19 protein-coding genes are annotated in these 22,664 nt (G+C 72.2%); 13 read left to right on the plus strand and 6 right to left on the minus strand.

All coding sequences use genetic code 11. The features are described 5' to 3' along the window. Nucleotides 1-31 precede the first annotated feature (31 nt). Complete coding sequence (locus ACLU3S_RS24595; protein ID WP_413954115.1) at nucleotides 32-526, minus strand: DUF3145 domain-containing protein; 495 nt, start codon at nucleotides 524-526, stop codon at nucleotides 32-34. Between the two features lie 255 nt (nucleotides 527-781). On the opposite strand from ACLU3S_RS24595, the gene ACLU3S_RS24600 reads away from it, so the two are divergent. Next, on the plus strand, nucleotides 782-1,675 hold the full coding sequence (locus ACLU3S_RS24600) for an SGNH/GDSL hydrolase family protein (RefSeq protein ID WP_413954116.1): 894 nt from the start codon (nucleotides 782-784) through the stop codon (nucleotides 1,673-1,675). A 26-nt stretch (nucleotides 1,676-1,701) separates the two neighbouring features. Beyond that, entirely contained in the window at nucleotides 1,702-2,673 is a 972-nt protein-coding gene (locus ACLU3S_RS24605; RefSeq protein WP_413954117.1) for an aldose epimerase family protein, read from the plus strand. A gap of 141 nt (nucleotides 2,674-2,814) precedes the next feature. On the opposite strand, the gene ACLU3S_RS24610 is transcribed toward ACLU3S_RS24605, so the two are convergent. Continuing rightward, the gene (locus ACLU3S_RS24610) at nucleotides 2,815-5,262 is read right to left on the minus strand and encodes a beta-glucosidase H (RefSeq protein ID WP_413954118.1); all 2,448 of its coding nucleotides are present in this window, start codon (nucleotides 5,260-5,262) and stop codon (nucleotides 2,815-2,817) included. A 104-nt stretch (nucleotides 5,263-5,366) separates the two neighbouring features. Between ACLU3S_RS24610 and ACLU3S_RS24615 the strand changes: the two genes are divergently transcribed. Together ACLU3S_RS24615 and ACLU3S_RS24620 are read left to right on the plus strand one after the other, a co-directional pair. Continuing rightward, the gene (locus tag ACLU3S_RS24615) at nucleotides 5,367-5,948 is read left to right on the plus strand and encodes a TetR/AcrR family transcriptional regulator (protein WP_413954119.1); all 582 of its coding nucleotides are present in this window, start codon (nucleotides 5,367-5,369) and stop codon (nucleotides 5,946-5,948) included. Between the two features lie 185 nt (nucleotides 5,949-6,133). Continuing rightward, nucleotides 6,134-7,393, plus strand: a complete 1,260-nt coding sequence (locus ACLU3S_RS24620; RefSeq protein WP_413954120.1) for a pyroglutamyl peptidase — start codon at nucleotides 6,134-6,136, stop codon at nucleotides 7,391-7,393. Here the strand turns inward: ACLU3S_RS24620 and ACLU3S_RS24625 are convergent. Together ACLU3S_RS24625 and ACLU3S_RS24630 are read right to left on the minus strand one after the other, a co-directional pair. Then, complete coding sequence (locus tag ACLU3S_RS24625; RefSeq protein ID WP_413954121.1) at nucleotides 7,383-8,168, minus strand: EI24 domain-containing protein; 786 nt, start codon at nucleotides 8,166-8,168, stop codon at nucleotides 7,383-7,385. The two genes, ACLU3S_RS24620 and ACLU3S_RS24625, sit on opposite strands and share 11 nt — an antisense overlap. A gap of 64 nt (nucleotides 8,169-8,232) precedes the next feature. After that, nucleotides 8,233-8,670, minus strand: coding sequence for a MarR family winged helix-turn-helix transcriptional regulator (locus tag ACLU3S_RS24630; protein WP_413954122.1), 438 nt, complete (start codon nucleotides 8,668-8,670; stop codon nucleotides 8,233-8,235). Between the two features lie 90 nt (nucleotides 8,671-8,760). On the opposite strand from ACLU3S_RS24630, the gene ACLU3S_RS24635 reads away from it, so the two are divergent. After that, entirely contained in the window at nucleotides 8,761-9,759 is a 999-nt protein-coding gene (locus ACLU3S_RS24635) for an NADP-dependent oxidoreductase (RefSeq protein WP_413954123.1), read from the plus strand. A 495-nt stretch (nucleotides 9,760-10,254) separates the two neighbouring features. On the opposite strand, the gene ACLU3S_RS24640 is transcribed toward ACLU3S_RS24635, so the two are convergent. Both ACLU3S_RS24640 and ACLU3S_RS24645 read right to left on the minus strand, forming a co-directional pair. Further along, a complete protein-coding gene (locus ACLU3S_RS24640) occupies nucleotides 10,255-11,409 on the minus strand; it encodes a serine hydrolase domain-containing protein (RefSeq protein ID WP_413954124.1) in 1,155 nt (384 codons plus the stop codon). Between the two features lie 171 nt (nucleotides 11,410-11,580). Further along, entirely contained in the window at nucleotides 11,581-12,591 is a 1,011-nt protein-coding gene (locus ACLU3S_RS24645; protein ID WP_413954125.1) for a hypothetical protein, read from the minus strand. A 199-nt stretch (nucleotides 12,592-12,790) separates the two neighbouring features. On the opposite strand from ACLU3S_RS24645, the gene ACLU3S_RS24650 reads away from it, so the two are divergent. The 8 genes from ACLU3S_RS24650 to ACLU3S_RS24685 form a co-directional block, all read left to right on the plus strand. Then, nucleotides 12,791-13,948: a mandelate racemase/muconate lactonizing enzyme family protein gene (locus ACLU3S_RS24650; protein ID WP_413954126.1), complete on the plus strand. Its 1,158-nt coding sequence runs from the start codon at nucleotides 12,791-12,793 to the stop codon at nucleotides 13,946-13,948. Continuing rightward, entirely contained in the window at nucleotides 13,945-14,967 is a 1,023-nt protein-coding gene (locus tag ACLU3S_RS24655) for a zinc-dependent alcohol dehydrogenase (protein ID WP_413954127.1), read from the plus strand. The genes ACLU3S_RS24650 and ACLU3S_RS24655 overlap by 4 nt, the downstream gene beginning before the upstream one ends. Before the next feature lie 170 nt (nucleotides 14,968-15,137). Beyond that, nucleotides 15,138-16,106 (plus strand): hypothetical protein, encoded by a 969-nt coding sequence (locus tag ACLU3S_RS24660; protein ID WP_413954128.1) that lies wholly within the window; start codon nucleotides 15,138-15,140, stop codon nucleotides 16,104-16,106. Nucleotides 16,107-16,141: 35 nt separating this feature from the next. Then, nucleotides 16,142-17,251 (plus strand): multiple monosaccharide ABC transporter substrate-binding protein, encoded by a 1,110-nt coding sequence (gene chvE, locus ACLU3S_RS24665; protein WP_413954129.1) that lies wholly within the window; start codon nucleotides 16,142-16,144, stop codon nucleotides 17,249-17,251. 34 nt (nucleotides 17,252-17,285) lie between these two features. After that, complete coding sequence (gene mmsA, locus ACLU3S_RS24670) at nucleotides 17,286-18,845, plus strand: multiple monosaccharide ABC transporter ATP-binding protein (protein ID WP_413954130.1); 1,560 nt, start codon at nucleotides 17,286-17,288, stop codon at nucleotides 18,843-18,845. Continuing rightward, nucleotides 18,842-20,086, plus strand: a complete 1,245-nt coding sequence (mmsB, locus tag ACLU3S_RS24675; protein WP_413954131.1) for a multiple monosaccharide ABC transporter permease — start codon at nucleotides 18,842-18,844, stop codon at nucleotides 20,084-20,086. The genes mmsA and mmsB overlap by 4 nt, the downstream gene beginning before the upstream one ends. A 56-nt stretch (nucleotides 20,087-20,142) precedes the next feature. Next, complete coding sequence (locus ACLU3S_RS24680) at nucleotides 20,143-21,291, plus strand: aldose epimerase family protein (RefSeq protein ID WP_413954132.1); 1,149 nt, start codon at nucleotides 20,143-20,145, stop codon at nucleotides 21,289-21,291. A gap of 81 nt (nucleotides 21,292-21,372) precedes the next feature. Beyond that, a partial coding sequence (locus ACLU3S_RS24685) for a pyridoxal phosphate-dependent aminotransferase (protein ID WP_413954133.1) occupies nucleotides 21,373-22,664 on the plus strand: 1,292 nt, incomplete at its 3' end.

A 22,664-nucleotide genomic window follows, 5' to 3' on the forward strand; every position in this document is an offset into this window, starting at 1 on the left:
ACGGACGGGGCCCTTCTCGGTCGTTCCGTGCTCACACCACCTGGTGCAGCCAGCGCACCGGTGCTCCCTCGCCGGCGTAGCGGAACGGCTCCAGTTCGTCGTCCCAGGGCTTGCCCAGGAGCCTGGCGATCTCCGCCTCCAGGTCCGTCTCGTCGCGCTGGGAGCGGGTCAGGGCGGCGCGGAGGCGGTCCTCGGGGATCAGGATGTCGCCGTGGATGCCGGTGACGGCGTGGAAGATGCCGAGGTCGGGCGTGCAGCTGTAGCGCTCGCCCTCGGCGGTCGGGCAGGGCTCGGCGGTGACCTCGAAGCGCAGCAGGTGCCAGCCGCGCAGCGCCGAGGCGAGCTTGGAGGCGGTGCCGGCCTCGCCCTGCCAGGAGAACTCCGAGCGCCAGGTGCCGGGGGCAGCGGGCTGCCGGATCCAGTCGAGGCTGACGCGCGTGCCGAGCACCCCGGCGACGGCCCACTCGACGTGCGGGCACAGCGCGCGCGGCGCGGAGTGCACGTACAGAACTCCACGTGTCGTCACCGGAACCTCCGGGCAGAGCGGGACATCTTGCGGACTGGCTGGGCGGCAGTGGCGCGACGGCCGCGTTGATGGCGAGGCTACCCTGCGTCGGCGCAAGGAGTGTGACGTACCGTCGGTCCCGGTGCCGGGAAACCGCCGCCATTCACCCAGGGGGACGCTTGTACGGGGCCCGTCCGTTCCCGTGGGCCCGGCCGGGAACCCGCGCACGTTGTCATGGGGGAAGGCACCGGATGTCGAGCGAGGAGATCAGCAGGGATGCGGAAGCGAAGCCACCGTGCGCGGACGGCCCTCGGCGTCGCGGCGGCCGCCGTGCTGGGGGTCGCCGGGTGCGGCGCCGGGGGCGGCGGCGACGCGCCCACCCCGCAGGGCACCAGGACGCACGCCGCCACGGCGCCCGTGTGGAACCGCAGCCCACGCTCGATCGCCGCGATCGGCGACTCCATCACGCGCGGCTTCGACGCGTGCATGGTGCTGTCGGACTGCCCCGAGGTGTCGTGGGCGACGGGCAGCGACGCGGCGGTGGACAGCCTGGCGGTGCGGCTGCTCGGGACGGCCGGGGCGGCCCGGCGCAGCTGGAACTACGCGGTGACCGGGGCCCGGATGGCGGACCTGCCGGGCCAGATGGCGCGGGCAGCCGCCCGGAACCCGGACCTGGTGACGGTGATGGTGGGGGCGAACGACGCCTGCCGGTCCTCGGCGCGCGCGATGACCTCGGTTGCCGCCTTCCGCGCGGACTTCGAGAGGGCCGTGCGCACCCTGCGCGCGGGGCATCCGAGGACACAGCTGTACGTGGCGAGCGTGCCGAACCTGCTGCGGCTGTGGTCGCAGGGCCGGACCAGCCCGCTGGGCAGGGAGGTGTGGAAGCTCGGCATCTGCCCCTCGATGCTGGGTGACGCGGACGACCTGAGCGCCGCGGCGGCCCGGCGGCGGGAGCGCGTGCAGCAGCGGGTGGTCGCGTACAACGCGGTGCTGGAGGACGTCTGCGCCAGGGACCGCCGCTGCCGCTTCGACGGCAACGCGGTCTACGACTACCGGTTCGGCACCAACCAGCTGAGCCACTGGGACTGGTTCCACCCCAGCAAGGACGGCCAGGCCCGGCTCGCGGCGATCGCCTACCGGACGGTCACGGCCCCCGATCCGGTGGCCTAGGGTGCCGATCACCTAGGGTTTTCCACATGAGCGAACTTTTCGGCACACTTCCCGACGGCACCGAGGTCCACCGCTGGACCCTGGAGCGGGCCGGGACCCGGGTGGAGATCCTGACGTACGGCGGGATCGTGCGGTCGGTTCGGGTCCCGGACCGGGAGGGCCGGACGGCCGACGTCGTGCTGGGGTTCGCCGGCCTGGACGGCTACCTCGCGCACCCGGAGCCGTATCTCGGCGCCCTGGTCGGCCGGTACGCCAACCGGATCGCGGGCGCCCGCTTCCCGCTGGACGGCCGCGTGTACGCCCTGGAGCCGAACGACGGCCCGAACTCCCTGCACGGCGGCGCCCACGGCTTCGACAAGCGGGTGTGGCAGGCAGAGCCCGTGGCGGACGGGGTGCGGCTCTCCCGGGTGAGCCCGCACGGCGAGGAGGGCTTCCCGGGCCGGCTGGCGGTGTCGGCGACGTACACCCTGGACGCGTCGGGTGCGCTGCGGATCGCGTACGAGGCGGAGACGGACGCGCCGACCGTGATCAACCTCACGAACCACAGCTACTTCAACCTGGCCGGCGCGGGCCACGCGGGCGGCCACGAACTGCGGCTCGCCGCGTCCCGGTTCACCCCGGTCGACGCCGGCCTGATCCCCGCCGGGGCGCCGGCGGACGTGACCGGCACCGCCTTCGACTTCCGCACCGCCCGCAAGGTCGGCTCGGGCTACGACCACAACTTCGTTCTGGACAAGGGCGTCACCGAGGCGGCCGAGGAGGTCGCCGAGCTGCACGACCCGGCCTCCGGGCGGACCCTGACCGTGGCGACGACCGAGCCGGGCCTCCAGCTCTACAGCGCCGACCACCTGAGCGGCCCCTTCGCGCCCGGCGACGGCATCGCCCTGGAGACCCAGCACTTCCCGGACTCCCCGAACCGCCCGGACTTCCCGAGCACCGTGCTGCGTCCGGGCGAGGTGTACCGCTCCGAGACGGTGTACGGCTTCTCGGCGCGCTGAGCGACCGCGGTCGCCCTGTGTCCCGCCGGTGACGGCCCCCGGGCGCGCTGCCCTCGGGGACGAGCCCCGGTCCGGAGGTCAGGTCACCGGACCGGGGCTGCTGGTGGGGGACCGCGTCCCCTGCGTGGAACTTGTCCCGGATCAGACGTTAATCGGCGCGGTGAGCCCGTGGCCGGTGATCGACCGGCTCGCGGTGATCTCGTACGAACCCTTCACAAACGCCCACGACTTCGTCTCCTCGTCCCAGACCTCGAAGGCGCGGTGCGGGAGTTCGACGCTCACCTCGGCGCTCTCGCCGGGCCCGGCCTCGGCGGCGGCAAAGCCGGCCAGCAGACGTGCCGGGCGCTCGGGGCCGGGGCCGGGGCCGGCCGGGCAGACGTAGACCTGCACGACCTCCCGGCCGGGCCGGCTGCCGGTGTTGCGGACGCGGACGCGCACCGTGGTGCCGTACACCTCGAGTGACTCGTAGGTCCAGTCGGTGTACCCGAGGCCGTGGCCGAAGGGGTACGACGGGGTGCGGCCGGCCCGGTCCCAGGCGCGGTAGCCGATGAAGACGCCCTCCGTGTAGGGGAGGCGGCCGTCGGTGGGGACGACCTGCGTGACCGGCGCGTCGGCGAGGGCACCCCAGGTGGTGGGGAGCCGGCCGCCGGGCTCGTGGGCGCCGGTGAGCACGTCGGCGAGGGCGGCGCCGCCCTCCTGGCCGGGGAACCAGCCGAGCAGCACGGCGGCGACCTCCTCCCGCCAGGGCAGCTCGACCGGGGAGCCGGAGTTGACGACCACCACGGTGTTCGGGTTGGCGGCGGCGACGGCCCGGACCAGGTCGTCCTGACGGCCGGGCAGGCGCAGGTCCGCACGGTCGAAGCCCTCGGACTCCACACGGTCGGTGGTGGCGACCACGACGACGGCCGTGTCGGCGTTGCGGGCGGTCTCGGCGGCCTCGGCGATCAGCTCGTCGGGGTCGCGCTGCGGGGCCGCGTGGGCGAGGGCGAAGGCGACGACCTTCATGGGAAGGTCGTCGGACAGCCGGACGACATGCGTCAGGGAGACGTCGACGGGCTCGCCGGCGGTGAGTTCCGCCTGGGCGCGGGGCACGGGGGGGCCGAAGAAGCCCTCGAACGGGCCGTCCTTGTCGGGGCGCTGGACGTCGTCGTAGTACGTCGCCCCGTCGATGGTGAGCGTGAAGGCGCCCATGCCCTTGATGCCGAAGGTGTGCGGGCCGGACTCGCGCGGCGTGAACGTGCCGGTGAGCTCGACGGTGTGCAGGGTGTCGTGGGTGACGCCTTCGGGGAGGTCCGAACCCATCCACTGGATCTGGCCGTTCGGGGCGGAACCGGTGCCGATGACGGTGCCGTCCGCGTCCCGGCAGACGGCCCGCAGCGTGAAGCCCCGGCCGGCGACGGCGAGTTCGGTGGCCGGGTCGGCGCCGACGGCGTAGCTGAGGGCACCCTCGGGGAGGGCGGCGGTGAGGCCGTCCAGCGGGGAGACGACGCGCGCCGGGAAGACGGTGGCGGAGCCGCCGCCGAGGATGCGGGCGTCCCGGGCGGCGGCGCCGATGAGGGCGACGGTGGTGTCCGGCTTCAGGGGCAGGACGCCGTTCTCGTTGCGGACGAGGACGAAGGAGCGGCGGGCGATCTCGCGGGCCAGCGCCTCCCCGTCGAGGGGGGCGGGCGGTTCGGGCACGACGGGTTCGGCGCCCTCCAGGACGCCGACGCGGGCGGCGAGGCGCAGCACCCGGCGGACGGCCGCGTCGACGGTGGCCTCGGCGACCCGGCCGTCCCGCACGGCGCGGGCGAGCGCCTCGCCGAAGACGGTCCGCGGGCCGGGCATGGCCACGTCCAGGCCGCCGTTGACGGCGCCCACCGTGTCCCGGGCGGCCGTCCAGTCGGAGACGTTGACGCCGTCGAAGCCCCACTCGCCGCGCAGCACCTCCTCGACCAGGTGGTGGTGCTCGGTCATCGTCGTGCCGTTGACCGTGTTGTAGGCGGTCATGACGCCCCAGGGACGGGCGTTCACGACGATCGCCTCGAAGGGCGCCAGGTACAGCTCGCGCAGGGCGCGTTCGCAGACCAGGTTGTCGACGGTGAAGCGGTCGGTCTCCGCGTCGTTGGCGACGAAGTGCTTGACCGTGGTGCCGACGCCGCCGGACTGGACGCCGGTCACATAGCCGGTGCCGATCACGCCGGTCAGGTACGGGTCCTCGCTGTAGCACTCGAAGTGGCGGCCGCCGAGCGGGGAGCGGTGCAGGTTGACGGTGGGGGCGAGCAGTACGTGGACGCCCTTGCGGCGGGCTTCCTGGGCGAGCAGGACGCCTGCGCGGCGGGCGAGTTCGGGGTCCCAGGTGGCGGCCAGCGCGGTGGGCGAGGGCAGGGCGACGGACGGGTCGTCGGCGGTCCAGCGCACGCCCCGGACGCCGATCGGGCCGTCGGACATGACCAGCGACCGCAGGCCGATCTCGGGCAGCGCGGGCAGGCTCCACATGTCCTGGCCGGCCAGCAGCCGGGCCTTGGCGTCGAGGTCGAGCTTGCCGAGGGCGGCCTCCACGACCGCCTCGCGGGCCCGGTCGGCCTGGGTGCGCTGGGATTCCTCCATCGCGGTGCCTCCTCCTCGACGTCGGTGCGGGTGCCTCCATCGTGCATCCGCCACCTGTCGAGTGGTAGGTAACGTTACCCTGCCGTTATATTGAGTGGGCGGTCATGCCGTACCGTGACGTCATGAACGCCAGGGTCAGGAGCGAGGAGCGGCGCGCGGAGATCGTGGGGGCGGCGCTGGAGGTGATCGCCGAGCGTGGTTACCGGGGGGCGAGCCTTGCCGCGGTCGCCGAGCGGGTGGGACTCACCCAGCAGGGGCTGCTGCACCACTTCCCCACCAAGGACGCCCTGCTGGTGGCCGTGCTCCAGGAGCGGGACCGGTGGGACGCCGTGCCGGACACGCAGTGGCGGATGGATCTGCTGGCCTCCCTGGTCGAGTACAACGCGATGCGCCCGGCGATCATCCAGACCTTCTGCGCCCTGCTCGGCGAGAGCGTGACGGAGGACCATCCGGCGCGCGCCTACTTCACCGAGCGGTACGCCCGCGTCCGGACGTCCATGGCCAGGGTGCTGCGCGCCGAGTACGGCGACCGGCTGCCCAACGGGCTCACTCCGGAGCGCACCGCCCCGCTGCTCGTCGCCGTGATGGACGGCCTGCAGTACCAGTGGCTGCTGGACCCGGAGTCCGTCGACATGCCGGGCGCCTTCCGCGACTTCCTGCGCCTGCTGGGCGAGCCGGTGGACTGAGGGCCCCGGCCCACGCTCGTCCGGGGGCACGTCGTCGACGAGCCCCGGCCCCGGCCCCGCGAGGAGGAGGCACAGCGCCGCGCGCCGCCCGCGCGTACGGGTTCCACCGGCGTCACGGCTCCGCGATACTTCCGGCGTCCACCGCACCACGCGCCCCACAGCGACACGAAAGGACCCCAACCGCCTTGACCCCCCTACGCGCTCGCCTCGGCACGCTCGCGCTGGCCCTGCTCACCGGGCTGTCCGCCCCCGCCGGCACGGCCACCGCCGCGCCCGCCGCCCCCTCCCCCACGGTCGAGGAGCAGCGGCTCGACCAGGCCGTGCCGCAGGAGATCCTCCGGCGCTCCGGATTCGCCGACGTCGCCCCGGAGTTCGGCCACGACCTGGAGCGGGCCCGCTCCTATGCGCAGGCCCGGCGCATCGTCGCACGGGAGGGTTCCGCGCTGTGGCGGCGGGCCGTGGACCGGGCGCAGGGCCGGGGCCCGGCCGGCGGCGACCTCAGCCGGGACGACGACCGGCCGCTGTACTGGGCGCGGCTGGGCATGACCCGGGAAGTGCGCACCTGGCAACCGGGGTTCGGCCTCACCGACCCGCAACGCAGGGCGCTGCTCGACCGGTTGGAGCGCACCTCGCGCGGGCAGGACGACATCCGGTATCCCGGGCACGCCCGCCTGAGGCGGATCCTCCTCACCGGCTTCGACCCCTTCACCCTCGACCGGGACATCCGCATCTCCAACCCGTCCGGGGCGAGCGCGCTCGCGCTCGACGGCACTCTCGTCGGGACGGCCGAGGGCCCGGCGCGCATCGAGACAGCCGTCTTCCCGGTGCGCTGGCGGGACTTCACGCAGGGCACGGTGGAGCGGACGCTGCGGCCGTACCTGCCGAAGGTGGACCTGTTCACCACCGTCAGCCAGGGCCGCGTGGGCCGGTTCGACGTCGAGCGCACCAACGGGGCCTGGCGGGGCGGCTTCCCGGACAACGACGGCGTCCCGCGGACGGAGACCGTCCCCGTCGCCGACCCCGCCACCCAGCCCCAGTGGACGACGACCACCCTGCCCTACCGGGCGATCACGGCCGCGCACACCGGGCGGTTCCCGGTGTACGACCACACCGAGGTGACCGAGATTCCCGTGGGCCGCACCGATCCGGTCGTACGGCCCGACGGTCCGACACCGGGCTCCACCGCCCGCGCCGGGGGCGGCGGCGACTACCTGTCCAACGAGATCGCCTACCGGGCCACCCTGCTGCGCGACCGGCTCGGGCTGCACGACACGCTGCCCGGCGGCCATCTGCACACGCCGGTGCTGCAGTTCGGCGCGGGCAACGCCGACCCGGCGACCGGCGCGGTCACCGACCCGGAGTTCGTGCGCAATCGGCTGGACATCGTCGCCCAGGTGCGGGCCGTCGTGACGGTGGCGGCCGAGGCCACGTTCGTCAGGAGGTGACCTCGTCGTCCTCGGTCCGCTGCCGCGCGCTCTCCTCGCCCAGCAGCTCGCGGGCGAGGAGGGTGGCGCCGGCGACCGCGCCCGGCATCAGGAACACCGCGACGAACGGGACGAGGAAGGCCAGGCCCAGCGGGGCGCCGAAGCCCCACACCAGCGTCCTGCGGGAGCGCAGGAGCGCGAGCCGGGCGCGGAGTTCGACGCCGCGGCGCTGCAGGGCGACGGAGGTGAGTTCCTCGGTGAGGAAGAAGCCGGTGACGAAGAAGCCGATCACCGGGACGAGGGTCTGGCCGACGACCGGCAGGAAGCCGAGGGCGAAGAGCAGCACGCCCCACAGGGCGGCCCGGACGAGGATGCGCAGGCTGTCGCGTGCCGATGTCCACAGCTCGCGCCAGAGCGGGAGGCCGGAGCGCGGGACGGTGCCGTCGGGCGAGAGGTCGGCGTCGACCTTCTCCGAAAGGTTTTCGTAGAAGGGCTGGCCGATCAGCAGGGTGGCCGCGGTGAAGGTGAGCACGGCCAGGAGCAGTCCGAGGGCGAAGAGCACGGCGGTCAGGAAGCCGCGGAACAGCCCCTGCCAGGGGCTGGACCAGTCGTCCGCGAACGGGGTCGCCCAGCCGACGGCGTCCTCGCCCCCCACGGCGAGCGCCACCAGCGCCGCCGCGTAGAGGACCAGCGTGATCAGGCCGGGCAGCAGGCCGAAGCCGTAGCTCTGGCCGTGCCGGGCCATCCACCGCTGGCCGTTCACCAGATGACCGAACCCCGCCCCGAGATCACGCATGGCGCAAACTTTACCCAAGGCTCGTGCGCGGCCCGCGGGCGTCCAGCAGGCGTCCAGCGGACCGTCAGGAGCCCAGCATGCGGCGCAGCAGGTCCCGCAGGGTGCGCCGCTCCTCCTCCGACAGCCCGGCCAGGGGTTCGCGGGCGAAGTGCAGGCCCTCGCGCAGCTCCCGGGCCACCTGCCGGCCCTGCTCGGTGGCGGCGGCCACCTTCACCCGGCGGTCGGCCGGGTCGGAACGGCGCTCCGCGAGGCCGCGGGCCTCCAGGCGGTCCACGATCCCGGTCACGTTCGACGGCTCGCACTTCAGCTTCTGCGCCAGTTTGCGCATGGGCAGCGGCTCCAGGGAGAGCAGGCTGAGCAGCCGGGCCTGCGGTCCGGTGAGCGCGTGCTCGCCCGCCGCTTCCTCGTAGTCCGCGTAGAAGCGGGCCACGACGTCCCCGATGAGCTCGACGACCTCCATGGTCAGGGCGTCGGGGCGGTGGGTCTTCGATGGGGTGGACATGCGGTCCAGGATACCCGGTTACTTGACATCATGAAATATTCAAGCGCATGGTTGTTTCAGGTACTGAAGTAATTTGGAAAGGGCACCGTCATGATCAACCGCGAGTGGCACCTGCTCAGCCGTCCCGTCGGCTGGCCGAAGCCCGAGGACTTCGCCCTCGTCGAGGCGCCGGTTCCGACCCCGGGTGAGGGTCAGGTGCTGGTGCGGAACAAGTACCTCTCCGTGGACCCGTACATGCGCGGCCGAATGAGTGCCGCGAAGTCCTACGCGGCCCCGTACGAGCTGGGCAAGGTCATGCAGGGCGGCGCGGTCGGCGAGGTGATCGAGTCCCACGCCGAGGGCTTCGCGCCCGGCGACCACGTCCTGCACTTCCTCGGCTGGCGCGAGTACGCGGCCGTGGACGCGCAGCAGGCCGTCAAGGTCGACCCCGGCGCCGCGCCGCTGTCGACGTACCTCGGCGTCCTCGGCATGACGGGCCTGACCGCATACGCCGGCCTGCTGCGCACGGCCTCCTTCAAGGAGGGCGACGCCGTCTTCGTCTCCGGCGCGGCCGGCGCCGTGGGCAGCCAGGTCGGCCAGATCGCCCGGCTCAAGGGCGCCTCCCGGGTGATCGGCTCGGCCGGGTCCGACGAGAAGGTCAAGCTGCTCCTGGACGAGTACGGCTTCGACGCCGCGTTCAACTACAAGCACGGGCCCGTCGCCGAGCAGCTGCGCGAGGCCGCGCCCGACGGCATCGACGTCTACTTCGACAACGTGGGCGGGGAGCACCTGGAGGCAGCCATCGGCTCGCTCAACCTGGGCGGCCGGATCGCGGTCTGCGGCATGATCTCGGTCTACAACAACACCGAGCCCGCCCCCGGCCCGAGGAACCTGGCCCGCCTCATCCAGACCCGGGGCCGCATCGAGGGCTTCCTGGTCGGCGACCACTACGACCTGCAGCCGCAGTTCGTCCAGGAGGTGGGCCAGTGGGTCGCCTCGGGCGAGCTGAAGTACCGCGAGACGGTCGTGGACGGCGTCGAGAACACCCTGGAGGCGTTCCTCGGGGTGCTGCGCGGCGACAACATCGGCAAGATGGTCGTCAAGCTCTGACACCCGGCCCCGGCCGGGGCTTTCCGCGCTGCGGTGGCTTCCTTCCGGCATCCGCCGTCGATGGTGGGCGCGAGTCGCGGAGGGAGATCTCGGCGCGCGTCCCGCGGGCCCACCAGGTGGACCCGTGCTCGAAGACGGCTCGCGGCGACATCGGCGTGACGCCGGCCTGAGAGCCGTCGTTGCAGACAGCGGAGGCCGCACCCTTGGACGTGGGGTGCGGCCGCCTTGCCGGCCGGGGCGTCCTCCAGGGCACGGTCCGTTTCCGGGCGCGGGTCCGCCGTGGCTGGTCGCGCGGTCCGCCGTGGCTGGTCGCGCGGTCCGCCGTGGCTGGTCGCGCGGTCCGCCGTGGCCCTTCGGCCCGGACCCGCGCCGCCTCGGCCCGGACCCTCGGCCACCGGCCCGGACCCGCGGCCCCTCGGCCGGGACCAGCGCCACCTCGGCCCGGACCCTCGGCCCCTCGGCCCAAACCCGCGGCCCCTCGGTGGAAAGCCGGCGTCAGTTCGTCCTCAGCGCCGCCCGGTGTACCGCCGTGACCAGCCGTTCGTTCTCCGGTGCCGCTCCGCCGGGAAAGGCCATCCGGCGCCGGGTGTAGCCGTAGGCCAGGCCGCTGCGCGGGTCGGCGAAGGCCTGGGAGCCGCCGGCGCCGCTGTGGCCGAACGCGCCCGCGCCCAGTACTGGGTGCCACATGTCCGCGGTCGCCTGGAAGCCGAGCCCGTACGCCGCGTGGGCCCGGGTCACCAGGTCGTGGCCGACGGAGTGGATCTGGCCGACCTCGGCGACCGTGTCGGGCTTGAGCAGCGGCGGCCGGTCGCCCAGCTCGCTGATCGCCGCCGCGTACAGCGTGGCGAGCCCGCGCGCGGAGGCGACACCGCCCGCGGACGCCGGTCCCTTGGCGCGTACGAGGCGGGAGTTGACGTACCCGTCCGGCGTGCCCGGCCCGGAGACGTGCGTGTTGTGGGCGATCGAGGCCAGCGTGTGCCGTCCGGTCGGCCGGGCGGCCAGGAGCGCCTGCTGCTCGGGGGTCGGCAGCATCGGCTGGACCGTGCGGAAGCGCGGCTCCTCGGACTCGGGCAGCCCCAGGAAGAAGTCCATGCCGTAGGGCGCGCGCACCCGGTCCTCGTAGACCTCCTGGAGGCTGTGGCCGGTGGCCCGGCGCACCACCTCCCCGGTGAGTGCGCCGATCACGAGCGCGTGGTGGCCGAAGGCCGTGCCCGGCCGCCAGAACGGCTTCTGGTCGGCGAGCCGTTCGGCCGTCATCCGGTCGTCGGCCATCTCCTCGGCGGAGAACCCGGCGTCGATCCCGACCAGGCCCGCACGGTGCGCCAGCAGGTCTCTCAGGGTCACCGCGCCCTTGCCCTCGGCGCCGAACTCGGGCCAGTAGTAGGTCACTTTGCGGTCCAGCTCCAGCGTGCCGTCCTGCACCAGGAGCGCGACCACCAGGTGCGCGGCACCCGTGGTCGACGAGAACACGCCGTACAGGGAGTCCGCCTCGCCGCCCGCCCACAGGTCGACGACCCTTCGCCCCTGCACGTATGCGCACAACTGGCCCTCGTAGTCGCTGCGTTCCCCGGCGACGAGGGCCGCGAACTCCTCGCGCACCGCCTCGAAGCCCTCGGCGACCGTGCCGTGGACGGTGATGTCCTGCGTCATCCGCACTCCTCAACTGAGCCGCTGCTCGCCGCTCCCCCTCGCCGATACCAGGCGTTCCCGAGATCGGTACGGCGAGAGGCACCACTTCGACTCAACGGCCGCCGCGTCCGGTTCGGTGCCACCGATGCCCCGGACGGCCCATCGGGCCGGGGGCACGGCCACCAGCCCGGCTCAGGAGCACCACCACAGGAAGCGGGTGCAGGTCTTGCTGGGCGACGGGTGCGGGCTCGGGCCCGAGGTCGTGGGGGCGCTGCTCGGGCTCGCCGCGGGGGGCGTGGTGGCCGGGGCGGCGGGGGACGTCGGGGTCGGGCCGCCGCCCGTGGCCGCCGACTGCCGGGTCGTGTCCGTGGCCGACGGCGACGCGGAGTGCTTGTGCCTCTTCGGGGACTTGGAGGCGGAGGCGGAGACCGAGGCGCCCGGGGAGGCGACGCCGGCCCCTGTGGCGTTACCGGAGGTGGCGTTGACCGGGTCGGTCGTACGCCCGGGCGATGCGGAGGACGTGCCGCCGTCCGCCGAGGTGTCCCCGGCGGTGGCCGGGCTGCCGGCGAAGGGCGAGAAAGGGGCGTCCGTGCCGAGTTCGGCGAGACTGAGGCAGCCCGCCGCCAGGACGAATCCGGCGGCGACCAGGAGCGTACGGCGACGGCGGCGGCGGTGGGCGGCGGCCTTGCGGTCGCGCCGGCTGGAGTCGGCGTCGGCGGGGCTCACGGTGGCGGCGCCCCGTTCCCTGCGCCGGGCGGCCCGGCCGCCGGCCCGGGGCTCTTCCCGCGGCCGAGCCGCCTCGGCCCCCTCGATCTTCCCGGGCTCCCCGGGCTCCCCGGACTCCTCGACCTCTTGGGTCTCCTGGATCTCCTCGGGGTCCTCCGGCCTCCGGGCCCCGGACGGCCCGTGCGGCTCCTCGGGGCCTGCGGACTCTTGCGGGCCCGCCTGGTGATGTCCCCCCTGGGCGTACTGCTGCGGGTACTGGGGACCGGCCGGGTGAGCCGCGCCATGCCCGTGGCCGTACCCCGCGCCGTACGCCTGCGCGGGCACCTGCCCGCCGTATCCCGGTGCCGGGGGCGCGCCCGCGTACACGGGCGCCGCCGGTATGTGCGCGGAGTCGGCCGTCCGGCCGGCCGGTGTTCCGCACCCGGGGCAGGCCAGGGCGCCGTTGAGGTGCCGTTGGCACGGGTGGCAGTAGTCCATGACGCGGGAAGACTAAAGTCCGGATCGGTCACGTCACCAGGCACCTTTGTGAAGGTTTCGTGCGGGAGCGAAAGAATTCTCGAAAGGCTTGCCGAAACCGTTATCTGTTCGCCCCATTGACACCCCTGTCGCACGCTCCTACTGTCACGCCAGCATTTCGAACGTACGACGAAATACCGAACAGCGAAGGGCAACTGCCGTGCGCATCACCCGAATCAGCACACACGTGGTCGGTACGCCGTGGCGCAACCTGACCTACGTCCAGGTGCACACCGACGAGGGCATCACGGGAGTCGGCGAGACGCGGATGCTCGGTCGCACCGACGCGCTGATCGGCTATCTGCGCGAGGCCGAGGCCAACCACATCCTCGGCTCGGACCCGTTCGCCCTCGAGGACCTGGTGCGCCGGATGAAGTACGGCGACTTCGGCCGCGCCGGCGAGATCGTCATGTCCGGCATCGCGGCGGTCGAGATGGCCTGCTGGGACATCAAGGGCAAGGCGCTCGGCGTCCCGGTCTGGCAGCTGCTCGGCGGCAACGTGACCGACCGGGTGAAGGCGTACGCCAACGGCTGGTACACGACCGAGCGCACGCCGGAGGCCTATCACAAGGCCGCCCAGGGCGTGGTGGAGCGCGGCTACCGGGCGCTGAAGATCGACCCGTTCGGCACCGGGCACTTCGAACTCGACCACGAGCAGACCCGTTACGCCGTCTCGCTCATCGAGGCCGTGCGCGACGCCATCGGCCCGGACGCCGAGCTGATGCTGGAGATGCACGGCCGCTTCTCCCCCGCCACCGCGGTCCGGCTGGCCAGGGAGATGGCGCCCTTCAGGCCGGCCTGGCTGGAGGAGCCGGTGCCGCCGGAGAACCTGAAGGCGCTGAAGAAGGTCGCCGAGAAGGTCGACCTGCCGGTCGCCACCGGTGAGCGCATCCACGACCGGATCGAGTTCCGGGAGCTGTTCGAGAACCAGGCCGCGGACATCCTGCAGCCCGACGTCGGCCACATCGGCGGCATCTGGGAGACGCGCAAGCTCGCCGCGACCGCCGAGACCCACTACATGCTCGTCGCCCCGCACAACGTGGGCGGGTCGGTGCTCACCGCCGCCTCCCTCCAGGTCGGCTTCTCGACCCCGAACTTCAAGATCCTGGAGCACTTCAACGACTTCGCGGACGCGGAGATCAAGAAGGTGGTCAAGGGCGCCCCGCAGGTCGTGGACGGGTACTTCCGGCTCTCCGACGCGCCCGGCCTCGGCGTCGAGCTGGACGTGGACGCGGCCGCCGAATTCCCGCAGCAGCAGGCCCGGTTCGACCTGTGGGCCGAGGGCTGGGAGCGGCGCACGCCCAAGGAGTCCAGGTGAGCAGCGCCGTCGTCGTCGAGGCGCCCGGCCGGCACCGGCTCGCGGCGCACCCGCCCCGCTCTCCCGGCCCCGGCGAGGCGCTGGTGGCCGTGCACGCGGTCGGCATCTGCGGCAGCGACCGCGAGGTGTACCAGGGCAACCGGCCCGAAGGATACGTGCGTTACCCGCTCACGCCCGGGCACGAGTGGTCCGGGACCGTGCGCGAGGTGGGCGCGGGGGTCCCGGCCGCGCTCGCCGGACGGAAGGTGGTCGGGGAGGGTTTCCGCAACTGCCAGGTCTGCGACCGCTGTCACGCGGGCGAGACCACGCTGTGCACGGCCGGGTACGAGGAGACCGGGTTCACCCAGCCCGGCGCCATGGCCGCCACCCTCACCCTGCCGGCCCGGCTGCTGCACGTCCTGCCGGACGGCGCCGACCTCACCGCCGCCGCCCTGCTGGAGCCGGCCGCCTGTATCGCGGCCGCCGCGCTGAAGGCGGGCGCCCGGCCGGGCGAGCGGGTCGCGGTGGTCGGCACGGGCACGCTCGGGATGCTCGCCGTGCAGTTCCTGAGGGCGGTCTCGCCGGCTCAGCTGCTGGTGGTGGGCGCGCACAGCGACCGGGAGTCGCTGTCCCGGCGGTTCGGGGCCACCGACTACCGGCTCGCGCACCAGGACCTGCCCGGCGACTTCGACGTGGTGATCGAGGCCGCCGGCTCCCCGTCCGCCGCGCGTACCGCCGCCTCGCTGCCGAGGCGGGGCGGGCGCCTGGTCCTGACCGGCATCCCGGCGCCGGGCGCGGACGGGCTCGACCCGACCGACCTGGTCGTACGCCAGGTGGAGGTGCACACGGTCTTCGGTGCGCCGCCGGTCGCCTGGGCGCACGCCGTACGGATGTTCGGCGCCGGACTGCTCGACCCGCTGCCGCTGGTCACGCACGAGCTGCCGCTGACCGAGTTCGCGCGGGCCATCGAGCTGGTCGGGGCCGGTGACCCGAAGGTGGGGAAGGTGCTGCTGCGGCCCGGGCCCGAGGGCGCCCCCTAGCCGTACGCCGGCGGGGGCGTGACCTGACGACCCCCCGGCCGGCGCACCCAACGGCCCTTTCTCTGCCCCGAGCCGCGAACGGCGCCCGAAATACCGAACGGCACCGGACGATGCCGAACCCCGAACCACGCCGAACACCCAGGATCCTCTGCACACACGAAGGACAGCTCGTGACCGACGCTTCCGCCCCAGCAGCCCGCAGGCCCGGCGAGCAGGTGCTCGCCGCTCTCGGTCTGGGCGCGCCCGCCCTCGACCCCGCCGACGCCTCCGCCCACAGCTTCCCGGGCGGCGGCCGCTGGCGCACCGAGATCCCCTCGTGCGAGGGTCCCGAGGCGCTGGCGGTCGTCCTGAAGGAGGCCTCGCGCCTCGACGTGCCGATCCACCGGATCAGCCAGGGCAGCGGCGTGTGGATGCTCACCGACGCCGAGATCACCGAGATGGTCGAGGCCACCGCCGAACGCGACATCGAACTCTGCCTGTTCACCGGTCCGCGCGGCACCTGGGACATCGGCGGCTCGGTGCGCTCCGACTCGCGCGGGGGCGGACTGCGCGCCCGGGGCCACGACGCCGTCGCCGGCTGCGTCGAAGACGCCGTACGGGCGACCGAGTTGGGCGTCAAGTGCCTGCTCGTCGCGGACGAGGGCGTGCTGTGGACGCTGCACCGGGCGCGGGAGACCGGCATCATCCCGGCCGACACCACCCTGAAGGTCTCGGCGCTCATCGGCCCCGTCAACCCGGCCTCGTACGCCGTGTACGAGCGGCTCGGCGCCGACTCCGTCAACGTGCCCAGCGATCTGACGCTGGACCACCTCACCGAGATCCGCCGGGTGTCCGCCGCCCCGATGGACATGTACATCGAGGCACCGGACGACCTCGGCGGCTATGTGCGGATGTACGAGGTCGCCGAGCTGATCCGGCGCGGCGCCCCGCTCTATCTGAAGTTCGGTCTGTCCAAGGCTCCCGGCATCTACCCGTGGGGCACCCACCTGCGGGACGTGACCCTGGACACCGCCCGGGAGCGGGTGCGGCGCGGCCGGCTCGCCCTGGACCTGCTCGCCCGGCACGGCGCGGACGGCGACATGGCGCCGCTCGGCTCCCGGCTGCCCGGGATGCTCCACCGCTTCCCCCTCACTGTGTGACCGCTGAACGACGAGACGACCAAGGACTGATCACCATGCGCAACCGCAGAGCCGCACTCGCCGCGATAGCCGGAGCCGCCTCGCTCGCCCTGACCCTGACCGCCTGCGGCCAGGACAGCCAGGGCGGCAGCAAGGAGAAGGCGGGCGACGTCAAGGGCGCCACCATCGGCATCGCGATGCCGACCAAGTCCTCCGAGCGCTGGATCGCCGACGGCAACAACGTCGTCAAGAACCTCCAGGCCAAGGGCTACAAGACGAAGCTCGTCTACGGCGAGGACGACCCGGACACCCAGGTCTCGCAGATCGAGAACCTGATCACGCAGGGCGTCAAGGGCCTGATCATCGCGGCGATCGACAACAAGTCGCTGAACAACGTGCTGCAGGAGGCGGCCGACGCCCACATCCCGGTCATCGCCTACGACCGCCTGATCCTCGGCACCAAGAACGTCGACTACTACGCCTCGTTCGACAACGAGAAGGTCGGCAAGCTGCAGGGCACGTACATCGTGCACCGGCTCGGCCTGGACAGCGGCAAGAAGGGCCCGTTCAACATCGAGCTGTTCGCGGGCTCCAACGACGACAACAACACCAAGTACTTCTTCAACGGCGCGATGAGCGTGCTGCAGCCGTACATCGACAAGAAGGAGCTGGTGGTCAAGTCCGGTCAGACCGAGCTCAACAAGGTCACGACCCTGCGCTGGGACGGCACGACGGCCCAGCACCGCATGGAGGACGTCCTCACCTCCTCCTACAAGAGCGGCCGGGTCGACGCGGTGCTCTCCCCGTACGACGGCATCTCCATCGGCGTGCTGTCCGCGCTGAAGTCCGACGGGTACGGCTCCAAGAGCAAGCCGCTGCCGGTCGTCACCGGGCAGGACGCCGAGCTGGCCTCGGTGAAGTCGATCATCGCCGGTGAGCAGACGCAGACCGTCTACAAGGACACCCGGCAGCTCGCCAAGGTCGCCGCGACCATGGTCGACGACGCCCTGAAGGGCAAGAAGCCGCAGGTCAACGACACCAAGACGTATGACAACGGCACCAAGGTCGTGCCCGCCTACCTGCTGCAGCCGGTCAGCGTCGACAAGTCGAACTACCAGCAGGTCCTGGTCGACGGCGGCTACTACACCGCGTCCGAGCTCAAGTAACCCGCCCCACACCCACGGATTGGAAGGCACGACCATGGCGGGACCCGTCCTGGAAATGCGCTCGATCGTCAAGACCTTTCCCGGTGTCAAGGCGCTGTCGGACGTCACCCTGACCGTCCGGCGGGGCGAGGTCCACGCCATCTGCGGGGAGAACGGCGCCGGCAAGTCCACCCTGATGAAGGTGCTCTCCGGCGTCCACCCGTACGGCAGTTACGAGGGGGACATCCTCTTCGAGGGGGAGCCGTGCCGGTTCCGGGACATCCGGGCGAGCGAGCAGCGCGGCATCGTGATCATCCACCAGGAGCTGGCGCTGGTGCCGCACCTGTCCATCGCGGAGAACCTCTTCCTCGGCAACGAGCACGCCACGCACGGCCTCATCAACTGGCGCGAGACCCTGCGCCACGCCACCGAGCTGCTGCGCCGGGTCGGTCTGCACGAGCACCCGGAGACCCGGGTCGCCGACATCGGCGTGGGCAAGCAGCAGCTGGTGGAGATCGCCAAGGCGCTGTCGAAGGAGGTGAGGCTGCTGATCCTGGACGAGCCGACGGCCGCCCTCAACGACGAGGACAGCGGCAAACTGCTCGACCTCATCCTGGAGCTGAAGAACCAGGGCATCACCTCCATCATCATCTCCCACAAGCTGGGCGAGATCCGCAGGGTCGCCGACTCGGTGACGATCCTCCGGGACGGCCGGTCCATCGAGACCCTCGACGTGAAGGCGCCGCAGACCACGGAGGAGCGGATCATCTCCGGCATGGTCGGCCGCGACCTCGACCACCGCTTCCCCGAACGCACCCCGCACCGGCCGAAGGAGGGGGCGGCACCGGCGCTGGAGGTCCGGAGCTGGACCGTGTTCCACCCGATCGACCACCAGCGCAAGGTCGTCGACGACGTGTCGATCCAGGTGCGGCGCGGCGAGATCGTCGGCATCGCGGGCCTGATGGGCGCCGGCCGCACGGAGCTGGCGATGAGCGTGTTCGGGCGGACGTACGGCCGGTACGCCGGGGGCACGGTCCTCAAGGACGGCACGGAGATCCGCACCAGGACCGTCCCGGAGGCGGTCGCGCACGGCATCGCGTACGTCACCGAGGACCGCAAGCACTACGGCCTGAACCTCATCGACACCATCAACCGCAACATCTCGCTGACCGCGCTCGGCAGGCTCGCCAGGCGGGGCGTGGTCGACGAGCACGAGGAGCGGCAGGTCGCCGAGGGCTTCCGCACGTCCATGAACATCAAGGCGCCGACGGTCTTCGAGCCGGTGGGGAAGCTGTCGGGCGGCAACCAGCAGAAGGTCGTCCTCAGCAAGTGGATCTTCGCGGGTCCCGACGTGCTGATCCTGGACGAGCCGACCCGCGGCATCGACGTGGGCGCCAAGTACGAGATCTACACGGTCATCGACCAGCTCGCCGCCCAGGGCAAGGCGGTCGTCTTCATCTCCTCCGAGCTGCCCGAGCTGCTCGGCATGTGCGACCGCATCTACACGATGGCCGCGGGGCGGCTGACCGGTGAGGTGCCGCGGGCGGAGGCGACGCAGGAAGTGCTGATGCGCCATATGACGAAGGAAACGCAGGACGAAGAGGTGACGCGATGAGCACGGATGTGACCGCCAAGAGCCCGGCCCCCGCTCCGCCGGGCGGCGGCAGGGCGGGCGCCGGTGCGGGGCTGCTCCAGCTGGTGCTGGACGGCCTGCGCCGCAACATGCGCCAATACGGCATGCTGATCGCGCTCGGCCTGATCGTGGTCCTCTTCGCGATCTGGACCGACGGGGACCTGCTGCTGCCGCGCAACGTCTCCAACCTGGTGCTGCAGAACAGCTACATCCTGATCCTCGCGATCGGCATGATGCTGGTCATCATCGCCGGGCACATCGACCTGTCGGTCGGCTCGCTCACGGCGTTCGTCGGCGCCTTCGCGGCCGTGCTGACCGTGCAGCACGCGGTCGCCTGGCCGGTCGCGCTGGTGCTGTGCCTGCTGGTCGGCGCCGCCGCCGGCGCGATACAGGGCTTCCTGATCGCCTATCTCGGCATACCGTCCTTCATCGTCACCCTGGCCGGGATGCTGCTCTTCCGCGGCCTGACGGAGATCCTCCTCAAGGGCCAGACCCTCGGCCCCTTCCCGGACGGCCTGCAGAAGCTCGGCAACGGCTTCCTGCCCGAGACCGGCCCGGACACCAACTACCACAACCTCACGCTGCTGCTCGGCCTGGTGCTGACGGCGGCCGTGGTGTGGCAGGAGTTCCGGGACCGCAGGCGCCAGCAGGAGTTCGCGCTCGAGGTGCTGCCCGCCCGCCTGTTCCTGCTGAAGCTGGTCGCGCTCGTGGCCGCGATCCTCGTCGTCACCCTGCTGCTCGCCAGCTACAAGGGCGCCCCGATCATCCTGATCGTCCTCGGCGCGCTGGTCGTCGGCTACGGCTACGTCATGCGCAACGCGGTCTTCGGCCGACACATCTACGCGATCGGCGGCAACCTGCCGGCGGCCAAGCTGTCCGGCGTGAAGGACAAGAAGGTCACCTTCTACGTCTTCCTGAACATGGGCGTGCTCGCGGCCCTGGCCGGTCTGGTGGTCGCCGCCCGGCTGAACGCGGCCTCGCCGAAGGCGGGCGTCAACTTCGAACTCGAGGCCATCGCCTCGTCGTTCATCGGTGGCGCGTCCATGAGCGGCGGTGTCGGCACCGTCCTCGGCGCCATCATCGGCGGTCTCGTCCTCGGCGTGCTGAACAACGGCATGAACCTCCTCAGCGTCGGCACCGACTGGCAGCAGGTCATCAAGGGCCTGGCCCTGCTGGTGGCGGTCGGGTTCGACGTGTGGAACAAGCGCAAGTCCGGTTCGTGAATCAGCTCGGGCCCCGCCGCTCGGCGGGGCCCGCCTCCTCGTACTGGGAGCCGTCCATGGAACTGAACAGACGAACGGTCATCGCAGGGGCAGCGGCGGCGGGTCTCGCCGCCACCACGCTGGGAAGCCAGGCCCAGGCCGCATCGGGAGGGAAGCCGGTGAAGGAGCTCTTCGGCACGCTGGCCGACGGCACGAAGGTGTACCGCTGGTCGCTCGAGAACGGCGGTACGCGGCTGAAGGTGCTCTCCTACGGCGGCATCGTGCAGTCCCTGGAGATCCCCGACCGGCACGGCCGGTACGCCAACGTCTCGCTCGGCTACGACAACCTCGCCGCCTACGTCGCCGGGACCACCTACTTCGGCGCCACCATCGGCCGCTACGGCAACCGCATCGCCAAGGGCCGGTTCACCCTCGACGGCAGGACCTACCAGCTCTCCGTCAACGACGGCGTCAACAGCCTGCACGGCGGCGCCCAGGGCTTCAACACCAAGGTGTGGGACGTCGAGCCGTTCACCGCGGGCACCGATGTCGGCCTGCACCTGCACTGCACCAGCCCCGACGGCGACATGGGCTATCCGGGCACGCTGCGCACGAAGGTCACCTTCACGCTGAACCGGCACGGCGACTGGCGGATCGACTACGAGGCCACCACCGACAGGCCGACGGTCGTCAACCTCACCAACCACACCTACTACAACCTCGCGGGCGAGGGCAGCGGCGGCATCTACGACCACGAACTGTGGCTGGCCGCGGGCCGGTTCACCCCCACCGACGCGGGCCTGATCCCCACCGGCGAGCTGGCGAGGGTCGCGGGCACCCCGTTCGACTTCACCCGGCCCAAGCCGATCGGGCGGGACATCCGCACCGGTCACCCGCAGCTGGTCACCGCCAAGGGCTACGACCACAACTTCGTGCTCGACAAGGGGGTGACCGCCGGCCCGCAGCACGTGGCGACCCTGCGCGACCCCGGCTCCGGGCGCACCCTGAGGATCCTGACCGACCAGCCCGGTGTGCAGTTCTACTCGGGCAACTTCCTCGACGGCACCCTCGTCGGCCCGTCCGGGCGCACCTACCGGCAGGGCGACGGCCTGGCCCTGGAGACCCAGCACTTCCCGGACTCGCCGAACGAGCCGTCGTTCCCGTCCACCGTGCTGCGGCCGGGGCGGACGTACCGCACGACGACGATCCACGCGTTCAGCGCATGAGTTGAACGACGGCACCGCCGTCTCCGTACTGAAGGGCGGCCCGCGCTCCCCCGCGCGGGCCGCCCCGAACGGAGGACCCCTTTGTCCGGCAACGTCACCTCGTTGTTCCGCGGCACCGCCGCGCACAGCCCCTCGATGGCGGCGCTGACCCGCGAGGGCGGTGACGGGACCGGTCCGGTGGACTTCTGCATCCCGTGCAACCCGTACTTCCCGACCCCGGCCATGTTCGACGAGATGGCGGCCCGGCTGCGCGAGATCGTCACCTACTACCCCAGCGGCGCCGACACGGTCACCGCGGAGCTGTGCGGGCTGCTCCATCTGCCGCCGCAGTGCGTGGCGATGGGCAACGGCTCCACGGAGCTGATCACCTGGATCGACCACCTGCTGGTCCGGGAGTCGCTGGCGGTCCCGGTCCCCACGTTCGGCCGCTGGACGGACCAGCCGATGGAGACGGGCAAGCGGGTCGACATGTTCCCGCTGCAGGAGGCGAACGGCTTCGCGCTGGACCTCGGCCGGTACGCCGAGTTCATCCGGGCGCGGGGGACCCGGGCGGCGGTGATCTGCAACCCGAACAACCCCGACGGCGGCTATGTGCGCAAGCAGTCGGTGGTGCAGTTCATGGACGCGATGGCGGACCTGGACCTGATCGTCGTGGACGAGTCGTTCCTGGAGTTCGCCGACGCGGAGGCCGAACCGAGCGTCGTCGAGGAGGCGATGCTGCGTCCGAACGTCGTCGTCCTGCGCAGCCTCGGCAAGAACTTCGGCCTGCACGGCATACGCTTCGGCTATCTGGTGGCGAACCCGGCGCTGGCCGGCCGCGTCCGCTCGATGCTCCCCAAGTGGAACCTCAACTCCTTCGCCGAGCATGTGGTGTTCATGCTCAAGGAGCACAGCGCGGAGTACGCGCAGAGCCTGACGCAGGTCCGGCGGGACCGGCTGGAGATGGCCAGCCACCTGTCCGCCCTTCCCGGCCTCACGGTCTACCCCTCCCAGGGCAACTTCCTCTTCGTGCGCCTTCCCGTCGGTGCCGAGGGCACGGTGGTCCGGGACCGGATGCTCACCGAGCACCGGATCCTGGTCCGCGAGTGCGGCAACAAGATCGGCTCGTCCAGCCGCTTCCTGAGACTCGTGGTGCGCCCCCAGGTCGACGTGCGTCGCCTGGTGTCCGGCCTGGAGCAGGTGCTCTACGGGTCCAGGAGGGGAGCCGCCGTACCCGAGCTGGGCACCGGGACCAGCTACAGCTCGGGTACGGCGGCGGTGGACCGGCTGGTCAGCGAGACCAACGGGGGTGGCATGCGGCTGACCGCGGCCGCTCCCGCCCCGGCCGCCGGCACCGGCATGCCGCTCCCCGACGCCGTGCAGCCCGGCGCCGG

This window comes from Streptomyces sp. AF1A (genome assembly GCF_047340315.1).
Classification (GTDB): Bacteria; Actinomycetota; Actinomycetes; order Streptomycetales; family Streptomycetaceae; genus Streptomyces.

Bases quoted from the DNA above. Each gene is read 5' to 3' on its own strand.
- ACLU3S_RS24600 (WP_413954116.1), top strand. From the start codon at position 782: ATGCGGAAGCGAAGCCACCGTGCGCGGACGGCCCTCGGCGTCGCGGCG.
- ACLU3S_RS24605 (WP_413954117.1), top strand. From the start codon at position 1,702: ATGAGCGAACTTTTCGGCACACTTCCCGACGGCACCGAGGTCCACCGC.
- ACLU3S_RS24610 (WP_413954118.1), bottom strand. From the start codon at position 5,262: ATGGAGGAATCCCAGCGCACCCAGGCCGACCGGGCCCGCGAGGCGGTC.
- ACLU3S_RS24615 (WP_413954119.1), top strand. From the start codon at position 5,367: ATGCCGTACCGTGACGTCATGAACGCCAGGGTCAGGAGCGAGGAGCGG.
- ACLU3S_RS24625 (WP_413954121.1), bottom strand. From the start codon at position 8,168: ATGCGTGATCTCGGGGCGGGGTTCGGTCATCTGGTGAACGGCCAGCGG.
- ACLU3S_RS24630 (WP_413954122.1), bottom strand. From the start codon at position 8,670: ATGTCCACCCCATCGAAGACCCACCGCCCCGACGCCCTGACCATGGAG.
- ACLU3S_RS24635 (WP_413954123.1), top strand. From the start codon at position 8,761: ATGATCAACCGCGAGTGGCACCTGCTCAGCCGTCCCGTCGGCTGGCCG.
- ACLU3S_RS24640 (WP_413954124.1), bottom strand. From the start codon at position 11,409: ATGACGCAGGACATCACCGTCCACGGCACGGTCGCCGAGGGCTTCGAG.
- ACLU3S_RS24645 (WP_413954125.1), bottom strand. From the start codon at position 12,591: ATGGACTACTGCCACCCGTGCCAACGGCACCTCAACGGCGCCCTGGCC.
- chvE (WP_413954129.1), top strand. From the start codon at position 16,142: ATGCGCAACCGCAGAGCCGCACTCGCCGCGATAGCCGGAGCCGCCTCG.
- mmsA (WP_413954130.1), top strand. From the start codon at position 17,286: ATGGCGGGACCCGTCCTGGAAATGCGCTCGATCGTCAAGACCTTTCCC.
- mmsB (WP_413954131.1), top strand. From the start codon at position 18,842: ATGAGCACGGATGTGACCGCCAAGAGCCCGGCCCCCGCTCCGCCGGGC.
- ACLU3S_RS24680 (WP_413954132.1), top strand. From the start codon at position 20,143: ATGGAACTGAACAGACGAACGGTCATCGCAGGGGCAGCGGCGGCGGGT.